Genomic DNA, 16,899 nt, shown 5'->3' on the forward strand with positions numbered 1-16,899 from the left:
GCCAGGCGGTCGGCCGCAGAAACCTAAAGGGACTGTCCCTTTAGGTTGGTTCGCCCCAGCCGAGGGCGCCTAGGCCGTTGCCGTGGGGGTCGCGGGAGGGGGACCAGCGCCAGGTGATGCCGGGGGTGTCGGGGAGGGTGGTGGCGGTGCCGTCTAGGAGGGAGGCGTAGGCGGCGCGGGCGGCGGGGCGGTCGGGTTCGGGGACGGCGACGGCGAACCAGTCGCGGCCGACGAGGTCGTCCTCCTCGAAGCCGAAGGCGGCGGAGGCGGTGCCGTTGGCGATCTCGACGCGGCCGTCGGCGTCGAGGGCGACGATGAGGGCAGCGGCGCCGTCGAAGCTGCGGCGGGCGCGGGCGCGGACGCGGCGGCGGGCGAAGTAGGCGGCGAGCTGCCCGCCCACGGTCGCGAACAGCGCGGAGACCTCGGCGTTGGGCTCGCGGGCGTCGGGCGCGTAGAGCTCGATCACGCCGACGCACTCGTCGCCGAGGGCGATCGGGAACGCGACGGCGGTGACGAGGCCGGCGCGGACCGCCTCGCCCGGGAGATCGGCGACCCAGACGGGACGGCGGAACGCCCACACGCGCCCGGCGAGTCCCTGGCCGGCGGCGTAGGTCTGCTCGTGGGTGGCGGACGCGAGCTCGGCGACGGGCGTGCGGGCGCCCGGTGCCGAGAACACGGACGTGCAGCGCAGGATCGAGCCGTCCGGCCGCCAGACCGCGCCGAACGTCCACCCGAGCGCCGAGCAGAGCGTCGCGAGCACCCGATCGCACAGCACGCTCGGCTCCAGCCCCGCCGCGAGGTGATCCGCGATCGCCTGCTGCGCGCCGAGGAGCTTGTGCGCCCCACCCACCCGCCGCCGCATCCGCGCCTGCTCGAGCTCGCGCGTCAGCACCGCCGGCAGCTGCGCCATGTCCGGGACGGTCGGCACGCCGGTCGGCAGGCCGCGCAGGATCGCCGCCAGCTCGCCCGGCCGCATGCGCGGCGAGACGGCGAGGAACGGCAGGTGCGGATCGGCGAGCCGGACCATCTCAAGCGCCTTGCGCGACGGCACCGCCAACGGTCCGTCGCCGCCGTAGAGCACCGCGTCCCACCCGCGCCGCTGCAAGGCGGCGGAGAGCGCCTCGGCGCCCTGCACGGGCACCGCTCGAGCCGTCCAGCCCGCGTCGTCGAGCACGCGCGACAACTGCGCCGCGTGTCCGGCGGGCACGTCGACGAGCAGCGCGCTGATCCTGCGATGGCGGCTCACTGCCCATCAATCGGCCCCCGCTTAACGCTGCTTGAGGAACGGTCCTCGCAAATGAGACATCCGTGGAAGACCTGATTTGTCGCGAGCGGGTCAGGCGGCGAGGCGGGTGACGATCTCGCGCACGCCATGCGAGAGGTCGTCGTACACGATGTCCGAGCTCACCTGCTTCATCACCCGCAACGCCGGCCGGTTGTCGGCCAGCATCGTGCCCGCGATCCGGGTCACGCCTTCGATCGCCGCGTGCGCGGCCAGGAGCCGGGCCAGCCAGCTTCCGAGCCCGTGGCCCTGCCACGCGTCGCCGACCACGATCGCCAGATCGGCGGTGTCCGGCGCGGTCTTGACCACGCGCCCGACCGCCACGAGCTGCTCGTCGATCACCGCGACGTACGCGATGTGGTCGTGGCCGTCGACCTCGGTCAGGTACGCCAGTTCCGCGTCGCTGAACCGGACCTTCGGGCTCAGGAACCGCTTGTACGCGGTCTCCGGCGTGAGCCGGCGCAGGCCCTCTGCGAGCAGCCCCTTGTCTCCAGGCTCGATCGGCCGGATCGTGACCAGCGTGCCGTCGAGCAGGTAGTGGAGCATGCGTTGCATGATGCAACGCATGCCCCACTCACCACAAGTAGGGCTAGCTCTACAAAGCCCTAACGCTTGTCGAGCGGCACGTATTCCCGCTCGCGCTCACCCGTGTAGATCTGACGCGGGCGGGCGATCTTCTGCTCCTTGTCGTCGATCATCTCGAGCCACTGGGAGATCCAGCCGCTCGTGCGGGGGATCGCGAAGAGCACCGTGAACATGCCGACCGGCATGTGCAGCGCCTCGTAGATCAGGCCCGAGTAGAAGTCGACGTTGGGGTAGAGCTTGCGCTTGACGAAGTACTCGTCCTCGAGTGCGATCTTCTCGAGCTCGAGCGCGATCTCCAGGAGCGGGTTGACGCCGGTGACCTCGAAGACGTCGTCGCACGCCTTCTTGATGATCTTCGCGCGCGGGTCGTAGTTCTTGTAGACCCGGTGCCCGAAGCCCATCAGGCGCTCCTTGCCGTCCTTCACGCCCTGCATGAAGTCCGGGATGTTCTCCTTGGTGCCGATCCGGCGCAGCATGCGCAGGACCTGCTCGTTGGCGCCGCCGTGCAGCGGGCCGTAGAGCGCGGCGATGCCCGCGGCGACCGCGGAGTACGGGTCCACCTGCGACGAGCCGACGGCGCGCACGGCGCTGGTCGAGCAATTCTGCTCGTGGTCGGCGTGCAGGATGAACAGGACGTCCAGCGCCCGCTCGAGGCGAGGATCGGGCTCGTACTTGAGCTCGGTCATCTTGAACAGCATCGAGAGGAAGTTGCCGGGGTAGCGCAGGTCGTTGTCCGGATAGACGTACGGCTGCCCCATGTTGTGGCGGTACGCGAACGCCGCCAGCGTCGGCATCTTCGCGATCAGGCGGATGATCTGGAGGTAGCGGGTCTCCGGATCGTGGATCTTGTTCGCGTCCGGGTAGAACGTCGACAGCGCGCCCACCGACGCCAGCAGCATCCCCATCGGGTGCGCGTCGTAGCGGAAGCCCTGCATGAAGCTGCGGACGTTCTCGTGCACGAACGTGTGGATCGTGATCTCGTGCGTCCACTCGTCGAGCTGCTTCTGATTGGGCAGCTCGCCGTGGACCAACAGATAAGCGACTTCGAGGTACGTCGAGTGCTCGGCGAGCTGCTCGATCGGATACCCGCGGTACTCCAGGACGCCGGCCTCGCCGTCCAGGTACGTGATCGCCGAGCGACACGACGCGGTGTTCATGAAGGCGGGGTCATAGGTCATGACCCCGAAGTCGCTCTCGTTGACCTTGATGTTCCGCAGCGCGGTCGCGCGTACGGTCCCGTCCTCGATCGGCACTTCGTAGGACTTGCCGGTTCGATTGTCGGTGATCGTCAGTGAATCGGAGGCGGTGGCCACGCCGCCGCCGTTCTCGCTCTGCTCCTCGGTACCCATTTCGCTCCTCTGGAGGGGGAGGTCCAAATCTCGTACCCCCCATTGTGGCGGGGCGGCGTCGAGACTCGCGTTACGCCGTGATGACCGCGCAGAACATCGTTCCCGCGACGAGCAACACGCCAACCCCGATGATGGCGCGCTGGGCGCTCCGGGTCGGCGGGAACGTCTCATGGCGCGCGGTTCCGATGGCCGCCAGGATCAGCGCGAACGCGACCAGGCAGCTGGCGAGGATGTAGAACGGCGTCTTGGAGGGCTCAGAGGCCTCTTCGGCGGCTTGCAGAAGCAGCAACATGACGCGCGGGAAGCTACCGCATGTAGCGGCTCTCGGTGGCCGCCACCTGCCCCTGGTAATGCGAGCCGAGTTCGGCGGACCCGTACGGCCGCTCCGCCGGCTGGTCCAGGGTCATGAACGAGAGCTGCGCGATCAGCAGGTGCGGATAGAGCCGGATCGGCACCCGCGTGAGGTTGTTGAGCTCCAGCGTGAGCGTGCCCTTCCAGCCCGGGTCGATGAACCCGGCGGTGGCATGCACGATCAGCCCGAGGCGGCCGAGCGACGACTTGCCCTCGATCCGGGCCACGATGTCGTCGGGCAGCTCGACCCATTCCTCGGTCCGCCCGAGGCAGAACTCGCCGGGGTGGATGACGAAGCCCTCCTCCGGCGTGGCGACCACCTCCTCGGTCAGACCGGGCGGTGGGCCGTCGCGGAGGTCGATCGCGGGGACCTTGTGGTTGCTGAAGACCCGGAACGTGTTCCCGAGGCGCAGGTCGATGGACGCCGGCTGCACGAGCGACGGGTCCCACGGCTTGATGACGATCCGGCCGTCTTCGACGAGTCGGCGGATCGTGCCGTCCGAGAGCACGGAGGCGGTCACGAGGCGCGTAAGGCTACTGATGCAGCTCGCGGGCGCGCCCGGCCGCCGTCACGGAGCGGATCCGCGGCGGGGGAGTGGCGACGCGCGCACCGCACACCGGGCCGCCTCTGCGGGGCGGGCGCGGGCGGCGCGGACGGGGGTGCGGGCGCCGCGGGCGCGGGGACCCGCCGTCCGCGGGCACGTCGTCGGTGTCGGTGCTCTGGTGCACCGCCCACCAGATGATCCAGCAGGCCGCCACGATCGGCAGCTTCAGGAACACGAACAGGTACAGCATCGTCCAGCCCACGGGTAATGCGGATGGTACGCCGCTTCACCCCGCCTGTGCGCCAACGCTGCGCGTCAGGCGCGCAGCGGCACCGGAGACGCGTCGAACACCGTCACCCGCGCGAGCTCCTGCACCCGCTCGTTGACCTCGTCCGGCGTCAGGGTCTGCATCCGCTCGGTGCCGAACGCCTCGACATTGAAGGACGCCAGCGCCGTGCCGTAGGCCATCGCGCGGCGCAGCAGGCCGTCGCTGATCTCCTCGTCGGCGTGCGCGGCGACGTAGCCCATGAAGCCGCCGGCGAAGGTGTCGCCGGCGCCGGTGGGATCGACGACGTCGGCCGTCGGGTAGGCCGGCAGGCCGAAGACGCCCTCGGGCGTGTACATCGCGGAGCCGTACTCGCCCTGCTTGACGACCACGACCTTCGGGCCCAGCTCCATCACGGCGCGAGCGGCGCGCACGAGGTTCGGCTCGTCGGTGAGCTGCTTGACCTCGCCGTCATTGACGATCAGGCAGTCGACCGTCTTGATCGTCTTCACGAGCGACTCGTGCGCGATGTCGATCCAGAGGTTCATCGTGTCCAGCGCGCTGAAACGCGCGCCCGCGCACTGCTCGCGCACCGCGCGCTGCAGGTCGGGCTGGATGTTCGCGAGGAACAGCACGTCGGCGTCGCGCGACGCCTGCGAGAGCTTCGGCTCGAACGTCTCGAAGACGTTGAGGTCCGTCTGCAGCGTGTGGCGGATGTTGACGTCGCGCTCGTAGCGCCCCGCCCAGAAGAACGTCTTCCCGCCCGGCACGTGCTCGACGTCGTCGGTGATCACGCCGCGGTCGTGCAGGACGGCGTACTCGGCTGCACCGAAGTCGTCGCCGACCGGGCCGACGATGCGGGTCTCGGCGAGGAACGAGGAGGCGAGCGAGAAGTGCACGGCGGCGCCGCCCAGCAGGCGGTCGCGCTTGCCGCCCTCGGTCTCGACGGCGTCAAAAGCGATGGATCCGACCACGGTGAGCGACATAGGGCGCAGCAGCCTAGCGGCGTTACGGCGGACAACCGACCAAACGGGTGTGGCGGCCACCAAGGTCGTGCGGCGCGGCAAACGAGAGGGTGGGCGCCATGAAACTCGCTCTCCCCGCCGTACTGATCGCCGCGCTCCTCGTTCCCGCCTCCTCGGCTTCCGCCGCGATCCTGGCCGGCCGGACCGGCACCCCGATCGCCTCGCAGTTCAGTCTGACGGGCGTCAAGCTCGCCGCGTTCAGCGTCTCCTCGCCGATCGTCGACGTCGCGACCGGCGACGTCAACGGAGACGGCGTCGACGACCTCGTGTTCGAGGGCGCCCAGCAGGTCGTCGTCCGCGACGGCAAGACGAACGCCACGCTTCGGACCATCCAGCTCGGCCGCGGCTTCGGCGCCGGCGGCATCGACGTGGGCGACATCACCGGGGACGGTCGCGGCGACATCGTCCTCGCGGACGGATCCGTGCGCGTCTATGACGGGCGCAATGGCGCGCTGGTGCGGACCTTCGCTCCGTACGGCGCCGACTACGCCGGCACCGTCGCCGTCGCGGTGGGCGATCTCGAGGGCGACGCGCGCGCGGAGATCGCCACCGCCGCGGGCACCCACGTGAAGGTCTTCTCGGCCACCGGCACCACGCTGCGCTCGTTCTTCGCCTACGGACCGTCGCCGGCCGGCGGCGTCGACGTCGCCGCCGGCGACGCGACCGGCGACGGCCATGCGGACCTCGTCACCGTCCCCCGTGCGGGCGCGCCCGCATACGTGAGGGTCTTCTCCGGCTCGACGCTCGTCCGGTCGTTCCTCGCCGGTGACGCGGGCTCGCTCGGCGGCGCCACGGTGGCTTCCGGCGACGGCAGCGTCACGGTCGCCTCCGGCTCCACGATCCGCGTCGTGGACGGCGCGACGCTCACGACCAAGGCCTTCTTCATGCCGTTCGGCCCGTCCGCGGCGCACATCGCCATCGCGACTTGACGCCACACCGCTAGCCTGCTTGGTCGGAATGACGACTTTTGCCGATCTCGGACTGTCCGAGAAGCTCCTGCAGGCCCTCAACGACGTCGGCTATCAATCGCCGAGCCCGATCCAGGAGCAGGCCATCCCGCCGCTCCTGGAAGGCCGGGACGTGATCGGCCAGGCCCAGACCGGCACCGGCAAGACCGCCGCCTTCGGCCTTCCGCTCCTGGAGTCCGTGGATCCGACCGAGGACGACGTCCAAGCGCTCGTGCTGACCCCGACGCGCGAGCTGTGCATCCAGGTCACGCAGGCGCTGCGCGCGTACGGCGCGCCGAAGGGGATCGACCCCGTGGCCGTGTTCGGCGGCGCGCCGATCCGCACGCAGCAGGCGCAACTGCGCCAGGGCGGCCAGGTCGTCGTGGGCACCGTCGGCCGCGTGCTGGACCTGATCAGCCGCCACTCCCTGGTGCTGCACTCCTGCCGCTTCATCGTGCTCGACGAGGCCGACGAGATGCTGGACCTCGGCTTCCTCGAGGACGTCGAGAAGATCCTCAGCCTCGCTCCCGGCAGCCGCCAGACCGCGCTCTTCAGCGCGACGATGCCGAACGAGATCAAGCGCCTCGCCGAGCGCCACCTGTATGACCCGGTGATGGTCACGGTCAAGGCGGCGACGCTCACGATCGACACGGTCGAGCAGTTCTACGTCGAGACCAAGGCGCAGGACAAGGTCGAGACGCTCGCGCGGGTGCTCGCGTCCGAGCGTCCTGACCAGGCGATCGTCTTCGCCCGCACCAAGATCCGCACCGAGCAGCTCTACCGGACGCTGCGCGACAAGGGCATGAACGTCAAGGCGTTGCACGGCGACATGAGCCAGGGCGCGCGCGACGGCGTGATGATCGGCTTCAAGGGCGGCCGCACGACGATCCTCGTCGCCACCGACGTCGCCGCCCGCGGGCTGGACATCTCGACGGTCACGCACATCGTCAACTTCGACGTGCCGACCTCGCCTGACGTGTACGTGCACCGCATCGGCCGCACGGGCCGCGTCGGCCGCTCCGGCCGCGCGATCACGTTCGTCGAGCCACGTCAGCGGCGCGACCTCGAGGCGATCGAGCGCCATGCGTCCACGACCATCGCGCCGTGGACCGAGGGCGCCCGCGTCGCCCCGACGACGCCGTCCGAGCCGCGCCCGCGCCGCCACCACGTCAAGCCGCACGACGCGATCGTGACCAACGGCGGCGGGTACACGAAGCTGATCGCCACCGCCGGCCGCCACGAGGGTGTGGAGGCCGCCGACCTGATCGCCGCGATGACGGCGGGCGGGCTGGACGGCGAAGCGATCCGCAACGTCCGCGTGCTCGAGCGCTTCGCGCTGTTGGAGATCCCGGAAGACGCCGTCTCCGCCATCATCGAGCGCGTGACCGAGGTGCAGGGGAAGCCCCTGGCCTTTGAGCCCATCCGACCGTAACGTCGTCCGAAGTCCGAGCTTGCGAGGACGGAGGCCGAAATGGAGGTATTGACATGTCCGTCGCCACGATGAGCACCAATCACGGTGACATCACGATCGAGCTGTTCGACGAGGACGCTCCGAAGACCGTCGAGAACTTCAAGAAGCTGGCTGCTGACGGCTTCTACGACGGCCTGATCTTCCACCGGATCATCAAGGACTTCATGATCCAGGGCGGCTGCCCGCAGGGCACCGGCACCGGCGGACCGGGCTACACGTTCGAGGACGAGATCAACGACCACAAGGCCGTTCGCGGCTCGCTGGCGATGGCCAACGCCGGCCCGAACACCAACGGCTCGCAGTTCTTCATCGTCACGCTCGAGGCCACGCCGTGGCTCGACGGCAAGCACACCGTCTTCGGGCAGGTCACGGACGGCATGGACGTCGTCGACACGCTCGAAGGGCTCCCCACCGACGGCCGTGACAAGCCGCGTGAGGACGCCAAGATCGACAAGCTGACGATCACCTGAACCGCAGCCGCGTGCGCTCGACCGAGCAGGGCGCATCCTCGCCCTGCTCGTCGAGACAGGCGCCGTAGTTCTGCGTGACCCAGTAGCTCGCACCGTTCGCTTGAGCGAACCCGCCGAGGTCGAGCGGGACCGACGCGGTGCTCACGCGCCCGGACCGGTAGCGATAGGCGATGCCGTGGCCGGGACAGCCCGACGGGTCGCCGGAGCAGACCTGCGCGAAGTACAGCGCGCCGCCGTCGAAGGAGAGGCCGACGTAGGACCGGTCGCCCTCGCCGCTTGAGACCTTGCGGACGAGGTGGCGCCGGGAGCCGTCGAGCTCCTGCAGCCAGACCTGGGCATCGCCCTCGGTCCCGCCGTCGTTGAGCGAGATCGCGAGCTGGTTGCCGAGCAGGCCGAGCTCGTAGAGCAGCGCGCCGCCGCCACCGGGCGCGGCGACCTTGCGCACGCCCTTGTTCCCGATCGTCGCTGTGTAGATGCGGTCACGGCCCTCGATCCACGCGAGCCGGTCGCCCCACAGCACGGGCGAGCGCGCCGCGACGTGGCCGGTGGCCACCAGCGTGCGCGCGCCGGTCGCCGGGTCGAGCAGGAACAGCTCACGGCCTCCGACGGCCACGATCGCGGGCTTGCCGGACGGCCCTCGCGACACCGTGGCCTGCACCGGCGCGCGGTGGCGGTGGATGTCGAGCGCGGTCACGCCGCCGGGCTGGGAGAGCATCAGCGTGGAGGTCGTCGATCCCGCCGGAGCGGCGCTCCAGACCGCTTGGTCGCGGTAGGCCCGGATCGGCGAAGGGAGGGACGATTGGCCCAGGGTCGCGGCAGCGGCGGAGGCGGCGGGGGTGAGGAGCAGCACAGCGGTCAGCGCAGCCGCCCATGGGAGTTTGGTTGGCATGCCACGGAGGCTCCCGCGGCGGTCGCCGCCGGGCGATCCACCTAGGTCGAGGCCGACCTCACCCTCACGCGCACCGCCGTGGCGAGGAGCCCGAGCGTGGCGCCGATCGCGCCCGCCGCGCTCACGGCCGCCCAGCCGCCGTGCTCCCACGCGAACGACGCACCCGCCGACCCGCTGACCGCACCGGCGAAATAGCAGGTCATGTAGGCGGTGTTCAGCCGCGAGCGCGCCTCCGGGCGCAGCCGGAAGATCACGCTCTGGTTGAGGATCTGCGTCGCCTGGACGCCGAGGTCCAGGATCACGATCCCGATGAGCAACGCCGCCAGCGAGTGCGCGGCGAGCGCGAGCAGCCCCCAGCCGGCAAGCGTGGCCGCGGCGGCGAAGCGCGTCCCGGCGAGCTGATGCCCGGCGTCGGCGACCCGTCCCGCGACCGCCGCCATCGCCACCCCGGCCAACCCCGCGAGCGAGAACAGCCCGATCACCGCTTCGCTGTAGCCGTAGTCGGGGCCGGACAGCAGGAACGCGATCGACGTCCAGAACCCGCTGAACGTCAACATCGAGAGGAAGCCGAACACCATCCGCAGCCGGAGCACCGGCTCCTCGCGGATCAGCGCGCCCACCGAGCGCAGCAGGCCGCCGTAGCCGAGCCGGCCTTCCGGTGGCTTGACGACCGGCAGCGTGCGGCGCAGGACGACGGCCAGGACCAGCATCGCGCCCGCCGCCAGGCCGTAGATCGCCCGCCAGCCGCCGAGCTCGGCCACGAAGCCGGAGACCGTCCGGGCCAGCAGGATGCCGAGGATCAGCCCGCTCATGACCTGGCCGACGACGCGCCCGCGCTCGTCCTCGGCCGCCAGCGAGGACGCGAAGGGCACCAGCACCTGCGCCGCGACGCTCGACACCCCGACGACGGCCAGGGCGGCCGCGAGCACGCCGAAGGAGGGCGACACGGCCGCCACGGCGAGTGCGAGCGCGTCGAGCACGAGCAGCCGCGAGACGAGCTTGCGCCGCTGCAGCAGGTCTCCCAGCGGGACGATCAGGACCAGCCCGGTCACGTAGCCGGCCTGGGTCGCGGTGACCAGCAGACCCGCCGTGCCGGAGGAGACGTTCAGTGCGCCGGCGATCGTGTCCAGCAGCGGTTGGGCGTAGTACAGGTTCGCCACGGTCGCTCCGCAGGCGACCGCCAGCAGGAGCACCAGGCGAGAAGACACGCCCACCAGGCTAGGCTCCGCATATGGCCACGATCTCCGTCGAGAACCCGGCGACCGGCGCGCACGTCCGCGACGTGGAGGTCACGCCTCCCGACGCCGTCGCCGCGCTCGTGGCGCGCGCCCGCTCAGCCCAGCCGGGCTGGGAGGCGCTCGGCTATGAAGGCCGTGGACGGATCCTCAAACGCGCACAGAAGTGGCTGATCGAGCACGCGGATGAGGTCGCCGACACGATCTCGAGCGAAACGGGCAAGACGCGCGAGGACGCCATGCTGGTGGAGGTCGCCTACGGCGCGAACGCGCTTGGCTTTTGGCCGAAAAAGGCGCCCAAATGGCTTGCGGACGAGAAGGTCCACACCTTCAACCCCTTCGTCCTCGGGCGCAGGATGGTCGTCCGCTACCGCCCGCTCGGCGTCGTCGGCGTGATCGGTCCCTGGAACTACCCGCTCGTCAACTCCGTAGGGGACGCCATCCCAGCGCTCGCCGCGGGGAATGCCGTCATCGTCAAGCCATCCGAGGTTACGCCGCTCACCTCGCTGCTGTTCGAGCGCGGGCTGCATGAATCAGGCCTTCCTGACGGGGTCTTCCAGGTCGCCGTGGGCACCGGCGAGACCGGTGCCGCGCTGATCGACGAAGTGGACATGGTCATGTTCACCGGCTCCACGCGTACGGGCCGGAAGGTGATGGAGCGGGCCGCGCAGACGCTGACCCCGGTGTCGCTGGAGCTCGGGGGCAAGGACCCGATGATCGTGCTGGCCGACGCGGACCTCGAGCGCGCGGCCAACGCCGCCGTCTACTACTCGATGCAGAACGGCGGCCAGACCTGCATCTCGATCGAGCGCGTGTACGTCGAGGCGCCGGTCTATGACGAGTTCGTCGCGAAGGTGACGGAGAAGACGAAGGCGCTGCGCCAGGGCCCGCCCGGCGCCGCGGGGACCGTCGACGTGGGCGCGATGACCTTCCCGCCGCAGGTCGAGATCGTGGAGCGCCACGTGCAGCAGGCGCGCGACGCGGGGGCGCGGGTCACGACCGGCGGGCACGTCCGCGCCGGCACGGGCCGCTTCTACGAGCCGACCGTGATCGCCGACGTCGACCACTCGATGACGGCGATGACCGAGGAGACGTTCGGGCCGACGCTTCCGGTGATGAAGGTCGCCGACGCCGAGGAGGCGATCCGCCAGGCCAACGACTCGCCCTACGGACTCGGCGCCGCCGTCTTCACCAAGGATCTGGCCAAGGGCGAGCGCGTCGCGCGCCGGATCGACGCCGGCGCGGTCTGCGTCAACGACGCGGCGTTGAACTACCTGGCGCTCGAGCTGCCGATGGGCGGCTGGAAGGACTCCGGCATGGGCGTTCGCCACGGCCCGGCCGGGTTGCGCAAGTACACCCACCAGCAGGCGCTGATGGTCACGCGCTTCGCGCCGAAGCGGGAGATCCATTACTTCCCGTACAACGCGAAGATCACGGGGGCGATCACGCGCGGCATTGAGCTCTTCTATGGCCGGGGTCACCGCTAAGCAGCATTCGCCGTGGGTGCCCAGCCGGCCTGCGTCAATTCCTCGCGCAGCCTGCGCCGGGCGCGGTGTTGCAGGGCGTGGACGGCATCGACCGAGCGGCCGAGGCGCTCGGCGACCTCACCCGGCGTGAGCCCCGCGATCAGTCGCAGGACCATCACCTGGCGCTGATCGGCCGGCAGCGCCTCCAGGGCGGCGCGCAGGTCGTCGAGGCGCTCGTGGGCGTGCCACTCGGTCTCCGACGCGGTCGCCGGGACTTCGGCCAACGGCACCGAACGCTGCGCCCGCAGGTGATCGAGCGCGGCGTTGCGGGCGACGCGCAGCAGCCAGGCCACGAAGGGGGTGGCGCTCGTCCGGTAATGGGAGAGCGCCCGTGGCAGGCGTGCGAACACCTCGCTGGTCAGGTCCTCGGCGTCGTGCTCGTCGTGGACGATCGCCAGCACGAAGCCGAAGACGTTGTCGGCGTAGAGCAGGTACAGCAGCCGGAGGGCATCCTCGTCGCCGTCGCGGGCGCGTTCGGTGGCGGCGGCGACCAGCGCCACCGCGTCCGGCGGATGAACGAGTTGACGGCGGCGACGGTACCCAGACCGTGCCGCCGTCGCCTCGAGACGATCCGCCGCCCGGCGAACCGCCACCTGTCCCATTCCTTGAGAGATGAGCAACCTTGCCCTTGTCCGAAGTGCTCCGACGATCCATGCCGGAGTGGGCTCAAGACTCCCACTGTCAGTGCACAAACTGAAGTCAGACATGCGTCCAGTGGACGTGTGTCCTATTCAGCGCGGGCGGCAGTGCGCCGAGCGCGCTCGGCGATCTCGGGGACGCCGTCCTTGAGGCGGTCGAAGAACGGATCCTCGGTGGTACCGGCCAGCCGGCGCTTGTATGAGCCCTCGAGGAAGATCGCGGACTTCCACAGGGCGAGCGTCGTATACCACGGCACGTTGGACATCGATCGTCCCGAGCGCTGCTCGTAGCGGGCGACGAGCTCGTCGCGGGTCGGGAAGCCCGGCGTGCGGGTGACCGTGGTCAGCGATGCGACGGTGCTGTCGCCGTCGCCCGGCTGCGCGTAGGTGGCGAGCAGGTAGCCGATGTCGGCCAGCGGGTCGCCGATCGTCGCGAGCTCCCAGTCGAAGATCGCGCTCAGGCGCTCGCCGGTGAACATCACGTTCCCGAGCCGGTAGTCGCCGTGGACGATCGTGGCCGGGCCGGACTCGGGGATGTGCGCGCCGAGCCACCGCGTCACCTCGTCCAGCGCGCCGATCTCACGCGTCTTGTTGTGCTCCCAGAGGCCGCCGAAGCGGCGCAGCTGGCGTTCCAGGTAGCCCGAGGGCTTGCCGAAGCCTTCCAGGCCGGCGGCGCGCCAATCGGCGTCATGGACCTCGACCAGCGCGTCGACGAGCTCTTCGCCGATGCGCCGCGGCTCCATCCCATCGGGCAGCTCGGCGTTGAGGACGACGCCGTCGATGCGCTCCATCACGTAGAAGGGGACGCCGAGCAGGGCGTCGTCGTCGCAGGTGGCGAGGACCTTCGGGAGGCGCACGGCGGTCGGCTCGAGCGCCTTCAGCAGGAACGCCTCGCGCAGCACGTCATGGGCGCTGGGGGGCAGCGGCGGGCGCGGCGGGCGGCGCAGCACCCACTCGCCGCCATCGCGCCGGATAACGTAGGTGACGTTGGAGTGCCCGTCGCCGACCGGTTCGGCGTCGAGCGGGCCGCTCCCGAGCCCGTGGGCGTCGAGGAAGGCCTCGAGCGGGCGGCGGATCAGCAGCGGCGCAAGCTCGAGCGCTGCCGCCTCCTCCGGAGTGTCGACGATCGTGGTCAAGCGCGTCCGATCGTAAACTGTCAATAAGCAGCGCGACCTCTGGGTATGCGGTGCGTTGGGAGTAATGAGCCGGCACTCCCCCTTACGGCTGGCCTTCCCCCCTTTTATGCGACGACTTTTCCCGATCTTTCTCCTTGCCGCCCTGTGCTGGCCCGCCGCCGCGTCCGCTTCGCCGCGGCAGATCGTGACCTTCGAAGCGCCCCGCGAGCTGCTCTCGGCGTCGTCGCGTGAGGCGACGCTCGACCAGATCACGGGCTTCGGCGTCACCCACGTGCGTCAGCTCGTCTACTGGCGCGACTTCGCCCCGGACCCGGACTCCAAGACCAAGCCGAACTTCGACGCGTCGGACCCGAACGCGTATCCCGCGGACAAGTGGGACGCCCTCGACGGGCTGATCGCCGCCGCCAAGGCGCACAACGTCCAGGTCACGCTGACGCTCACCGGGCCGGTGCCGAAGTGGGCGACCAAGGCCAAGAAGGACGACCTCACGGACCCGGACCCGAAGGAGTTCGGCGCCTTCGCCACCGCGATCGGCCGGCGCTACGGCACCTCCGTGAGCACGTGGTCGATCTGGAACGAGCCCAACCAGCCGCAGTTCCTCAAGCCGCAGTACAGCGGTGGCAAGCCGGCGTCGCCGAAGCTCTATCGCAAGCTCTACCAGGCGGCCTACGCCGGTCTGCGCTCGACGCCCGCCAACGCCAACGACACGATCCTGATCGGCGAGACGTCGCCGCGCGGCAACTCGAACGTGGTCCATCCGCTGGCGTTCCTGCGCGGGATGCTGTGCCTGGACTCCAAGTACCGCAAGTCGAAGTCCTGCGGCGAGCTCGACGCCGACGGCTACGCCCACCACGCCTACACGACGAGCGCCGGGCCGCGCTTCAAGCCGGCCAACCAGGATGACGTGACGATCGGCGTGCTGCCGCGGCTCACGACCGCCCTCGACAAGGCCGCCGACGCGGGCGCGTTGCCGGCGCACCTGCCGGTCTTCCTGACCGAGTTCGGCATCCAGTCCACGCCGGACAAGATCTCCGGCGTCTCGCTCGCCAAGCAGGCCGCGTATCTGGCGATCTCCGAGCACATGGCGTACGTGAACCCGCGCGTCGCGGCGTTCTCGCAGTACCTGCTCAGCGACGACCCGCCGCGCTCGGCCGGCTACCGCTACGGCGGCTTCGAGAGCGGCCTGCGCAGCTCCGACGGCAAGGCCAAGCCGGCCTACGAGGGCTTCCGCCTGCCGCTCGCGGTCGAGGTCTACGGCGCCAGCGACGTGCTCTGGGGCCTCGTACGCCCACAGCGTGCGGTTTCCTCGGTGACCGTCGAGCGCAAGCCCAAGGGTGGGTCGTGGCAGAAGCTCAAGACGCTGAACACGACCAGCACGGGCGTCTACAGCCTCAAGACCACCCACCGGTCCGGCCAGACCTACCGCGTCAAGTGGACAGCACCGGACGGCAAGACCTACACGGGTCCGGCCGTCCAGGGATACTGACCCGCGTCCTGCCCGCGAACCGCCTCCCGCGCCGCTCACGGCGACTGCTGACCGCCGCGCTGCCGCTGGTGTTCCTCGCCGGTTGCGCGGGCGAGGAGGCGCGGCTCGAGCCGCGCCCGAAGCTCGTCGACGCGACCGTGACCGCCGCGGCCGCGGCCGCGCTGCCGGGCGACGGCGCGGCCGCCGCGCAGCCGCCCGCCTCCTCGCCCACGCCCGTCGCGACGCCGGTTCCCACCGCGACACCCACCCCGACCGCGACCCCGACCCCGCGGGTGCCGCTGCGCGAGCTCGCCGGCCAGCTCGTCGTCACCGCGGTCCGGCGGGGCACCAATCCCAGCGCCGCGCTCCTGCGCGACGTGCGGCTCGGGCGTGTGAGCGGTGTGATCGTCGCCGACACGAGCGCCCGCGATGCCCGCCCGCTGACCCGCGCATTGCAGGCCGCGGCGACCGCCGGGAAGCGCCCGCCCGCGCTCGTCGCGATCGATCAGGAAGGTGGCGCGGTCCGGCGTGTCACGAACGCCGAGCCCGTCCGCTCCGCACGCTCGCTCGGCCGCGGCCACGCGACCACCACGGAGGCGGTCGCCCACTCGGCCGGCTGTGACCTGCGTCGCGGGGGGATCACGCTCGATCTCGCCCCGGTGGCGGACGCCGCCAGCGCGCCCAGCGGGTTCATCGCCCACTACGACCGTGCCTTCGCGACCTCCTCCGACGCCGCCGCCCCGCATGTCGCGGCGTTCGTGCGCGGCCTTCACGAAGGCGGCGTCGGGGCGACGCTCAAGCACTTCCCCGGCCTCGGCTCGGCGACCGTCAACACGGACCTCAACACGCGTGCGACCACGGCCGACCCCGGCTCGACCGCGGCGTTCGCGGCCGGCATCCAAGCTGGGGCCGACTCGGTGATGGTCTCGAGCGCGACCTACGCGTCGGGAGCGTTCGCCACCGGCCTGCCCGCCGTGCTCTCCGCGGACGTGATCGGGCGCCTGCGCGGCCTCGGCTTCAACGGTGTCGTCGTCACCGACGATCTCGACGCGCCCGGCCCGAGCGTGGACCCGCGGTTCGCGAATGCCGCCGTCCGGGCGGTCGCCGCGGGCGTCGACCTGCTGCTGTTCGTCGACACCACCGGCCGCGCCGCCGCGAAGGCTCGCGAGGCGCTGGTCGACGGCGTGCAACGCGGCGTGCTCTCGCGCGACCGCCTGGTGGACGCCTATCGGCGCGTGACGGCGCTCAAGAGCGCACAGGCGAGCCTCCCGGCGCGCTGCGGTTAGGGTCTCGACCCTACGCCGTTTCCGGTCTCTAGGGTCTCGACCCGGTGCGCCGGAGCCCGCGCCGTTCCGATGTTTTGAGCATGCGGAAGCGATGGACACGATGGAGTGTGCTGGGTCACGAGGTCATCGACGGGAGCGGCGTCAGCGTCGGCAAGATCGTCGACACATGGCCGTTTGACGGTGGCGAGGTGGAGCTCGTCGTCGTGCGCCTGGAGGGCGCGTTCGGCGGCAAGCGAATGCTCGCGGTCGAGGACCTGTGGTCCGACGGCTTCTTCATCCGCACGCCCTTCGCCGCGTGGCAGGTCGAGGACGCGCCCCAGCTCAGCGACAACCGCCACGCGGCCGAGGATCCCTACCGCGCCCGCAGCTACTGGCGCTTCGCCGAGCCGGAGAGCTTTTACGCCCTCGCGGCGTAGCCTCTGCGCACAGAGCGC

General features: G+C 70.7%; 18 protein-coding genes. 7 read left to right on the top strand and 11 right to left on the bottom strand.

Features of this window, described 5'->3' with window-relative positions; all coding sequences use genetic code 11:
- Nucleotides 1-40 precede the first annotated feature (40 nt).
- The 7 genes from OM076_RS02925 to OM076_RS02955 all read right to left on the bottom strand — a co-directional run bounded on the left by OM076_RS02925 (nt 41) and on the right by OM076_RS02955 (nt 5,363).
- Nucleotides 41-1,246, bottom strand: coding sequence for a GAF domain-containing protein (locus OM076_RS02925; RefSeq protein WP_270037882.1), 1,206 nt, complete (start codon nt 1,244-1,246; stop codon nt 41-43).
- Between the two features lie 90 nt (nt 1,247-1,336).
- Nucleotides 1,337-1,828 (bottom strand): GNAT family N-acetyltransferase, encoded by a 492-nt coding sequence (locus OM076_RS02930; RefSeq protein ID WP_270037883.1) that lies wholly within the window; start codon nt 1,826-1,828, stop codon nt 1,337-1,339.
- A 59-nt stretch (nt 1,829-1,887) separates the two neighbouring features.
- Nucleotides 1,888-3,216: a citrate synthase gene (locus tag OM076_RS02935; RefSeq protein WP_270037884.1), complete on the bottom strand. Its 1,329-nt coding sequence runs from the start codon at nt 3,214-3,216 to the stop codon at nt 1,888-1,890.
- A gap of 70 nt (nt 3,217-3,286) precedes the next feature.
- Nucleotides 3,287-3,508, bottom strand: coding sequence for a hypothetical protein (locus OM076_RS02940; RefSeq protein ID WP_270037885.1), 222 nt, complete (start codon nt 3,506-3,508; stop codon nt 3,287-3,289).
- A 13-nt stretch (nt 3,509-3,521) separates the two neighbouring features.
- A complete protein-coding gene (gene dcd, locus OM076_RS02945; RefSeq protein ID WP_270037886.1) occupies nt 3,522-4,088 on the bottom strand; it encodes a dCTP deaminase in 567 nt (188 codons plus the stop codon).
- A 13-nt stretch (nt 4,089-4,101) separates the two neighbouring features.
- Nucleotides 4,102-4,374 carry a hypothetical protein gene (locus OM076_RS02950; protein ID WP_270037887.1) on the bottom strand — a complete coding sequence of 91 codons (273 nt, stop codon included), beginning with the start codon at nt 4,372-4,374 and terminating at the stop codon, nt 4,102-4,104.
- A 53-nt stretch (nt 4,375-4,427) separates the two neighbouring features.
- Nucleotides 4,428-5,363, bottom strand: a complete 936-nt coding sequence (locus OM076_RS02955; protein WP_270037888.1) for a PfkB family carbohydrate kinase — start codon at nt 5,361-5,363, stop codon at nt 4,428-4,430.
- Between the two features lie 98 nt (nt 5,364-5,461).
- Here OM076_RS02955 and OM076_RS02960 point away from each other — a divergent pair, with 98 nt between their 5' ends.
- The 3 genes from OM076_RS02960 to OM076_RS02970 are packed head-to-tail and all read left to right on the top strand — an operon-like array spanning nt 5,462 to nt 8,290.
- Complete coding sequence (locus OM076_RS02960) at nt 5,462-6,331, top strand: FG-GAP repeat domain-containing protein (RefSeq protein ID WP_270037889.1); 870 nt, start codon at nt 5,462-5,464, stop codon at nt 6,329-6,331.
- A gap of 28 nt (nt 6,332-6,359) precedes the next feature.
- A complete protein-coding gene (locus OM076_RS02965) occupies nt 6,360-7,781 on the top strand; it encodes a DEAD/DEAH box helicase (RefSeq protein ID WP_270037890.1) in 1,422 nt (473 codons plus the stop codon).
- 53 nt (nt 7,782-7,834) lie between these two features.
- The gene (locus OM076_RS02970) at nt 7,835-8,290 is read left to right on the top strand and encodes a peptidylprolyl isomerase (protein WP_270037891.1); all 456 of its coding nucleotides are present in this window, start codon (nt 7,835-7,837) and stop codon (nt 8,288-8,290) included.
- Here OM076_RS02970 and OM076_RS02975 read toward each other — a convergent pair.
- Nucleotides 8,283-9,179 (bottom strand): hypothetical protein, encoded by an 897-nt coding sequence (locus OM076_RS02975; RefSeq protein ID WP_270037892.1) that lies wholly within the window; start codon nt 9,177-9,179, stop codon nt 8,283-8,285. The genes OM076_RS02970 and OM076_RS02975 overlap by 8 nt on opposite strands.
- 41 nt (nt 9,180-9,220) lie before the next feature.
- Entirely contained in the window at nt 9,221-10,387 is a 1,167-nt protein-coding gene (locus tag OM076_RS02980) for an MFS transporter (protein WP_270037893.1), read from the bottom strand.
- Between the two features lie 23 nt (nt 10,388-10,410).
- On the opposite strand from OM076_RS02980, the gene OM076_RS02985 reads away from it, so the two are divergent.
- On the top strand, nt 10,411-11,901 hold the full coding sequence (locus OM076_RS02985) for an aldehyde dehydrogenase family protein (RefSeq protein ID WP_270037894.1): 1,491 nt from the start codon (nt 10,411-10,413) through the stop codon (nt 11,899-11,901).
- Here the strand turns inward: OM076_RS02985 and OM076_RS02990 are convergent.
- Both OM076_RS02990 and OM076_RS02995 read right to left on the bottom strand, forming a co-directional pair.
- Nucleotides 11,898-12,440, bottom strand: coding sequence for an RNA polymerase sigma factor (locus OM076_RS02990; protein WP_270037895.1), 543 nt, complete (start codon nt 12,438-12,440; stop codon nt 11,898-11,900). The genes OM076_RS02985 and OM076_RS02990 overlap by 4 nt on opposite strands.
- A 227-nt stretch (nt 12,441-12,667) precedes the next feature.
- Nucleotides 12,668-13,714, bottom strand: coding sequence for a phosphotransferase family protein (locus OM076_RS02995; RefSeq protein ID WP_270037896.1), 1,047 nt, complete (start codon nt 13,712-13,714; stop codon nt 12,668-12,670).
- Between the two features lie 106 nt (nt 13,715-13,820).
- Here OM076_RS02995 and OM076_RS03000 point away from each other — a divergent pair, with 106 nt between their 5' ends.
- From OM076_RS03000 to OM076_RS03010, 3 genes are all read left to right on the top strand, one after another.
- Entirely contained in the window at nt 13,821-15,200 is a 1,380-nt protein-coding gene (locus OM076_RS03000) for a cellulase family glycosylhydrolase (RefSeq protein ID WP_270037898.1), read from the top strand.
- A 68-nt stretch (nt 15,201-15,268) separates the two neighbouring features.
- The gene (locus OM076_RS03005) at nt 15,269-16,465 is read left to right on the top strand and encodes a glycoside hydrolase family 3 N-terminal domain-containing protein (RefSeq protein WP_270037899.1); all 1,197 of its coding nucleotides are present in this window, start codon (nt 15,269-15,271) and stop codon (nt 16,463-16,465) included.
- Between the two features lie 80 nt (nt 16,466-16,545).
- Nucleotides 16,546-16,881, top strand: a complete 336-nt coding sequence (locus tag OM076_RS03010) for a PRC-barrel domain-containing protein (RefSeq protein WP_270037900.1) — start codon at nt 16,546-16,548, stop codon at nt 16,879-16,881.
- Nucleotides 16,882-16,899: the final 18 nt, after the last annotated feature.

It is taken from the genome of Solirubrobacter ginsenosidimutans, assembly GCF_027587205.1.

Excerpts from the sequence above, each read along its gene's own strand:
- OM076_RS02930 (WP_270037883.1), bottom strand. The coding sequence starts at position 1,828 with ATGCTCCACTACCTGCTCGACGGCACGCTGGTCACGATCCGGCCGATC.
- OM076_RS02965 (WP_270037890.1), top strand. The coding sequence starts at position 6,360 with ATGACGACTTTTGCCGATCTCGGACTGTCCGAGAAGCTCCTGCAGGCC.
- OM076_RS02970 (WP_270037891.1), top strand. The coding sequence starts at position 7,835 with ATGTCCGTCGCCACGATGAGCACCAATCACGGTGACATCACGATCGAG.
- OM076_RS02985 (WP_270037894.1), top strand. The coding sequence starts at position 10,411 with ATGGCCACGATCTCCGTCGAGAACCCGGCGACCGGCGCGCACGTCCGC.
- OM076_RS02955 (WP_270037888.1), bottom strand. The coding sequence starts at position 5,363 with ATGTCGCTCACCGTGGTCGGATCCATCGCTTTTGACGCCGTCGAGACC.
- OM076_RS03000 (WP_270037898.1), top strand. The coding sequence starts at position 13,821 with ATGCGACGACTTTTCCCGATCTTTCTCCTTGCCGCCCTGTGCTGGCCC.
- OM076_RS02940 (WP_270037885.1), bottom strand. The coding sequence starts at position 3,508 with ATGTTGCTGCTTCTGCAAGCCGCCGAAGAGGCCTCTGAGCCCTCCAAG.
- OM076_RS02935 (WP_270037884.1), bottom strand. The coding sequence starts at position 3,216 with ATGGGTACCGAGGAGCAGAGCGAGAACGGCGGCGGCGTGGCCACCGCC.
- OM076_RS03010 (WP_270037900.1), top strand. The coding sequence starts at position 16,546 with ATGCGGAAGCGATGGACACGATGGAGTGTGCTGGGTCACGAGGTCATC.
- OM076_RS02960 (WP_270037889.1), top strand. The coding sequence starts at position 5,462 with ATGAAACTCGCTCTCCCCGCCGTACTGATCGCCGCGCTCCTCGTTCCC.
- OM076_RS02975 (WP_270037892.1), bottom strand. The coding sequence starts at position 9,179 with ATGCCAACCAAACTCCCATGGGCGGCTGCGCTGACCGCTGTGCTGCTC.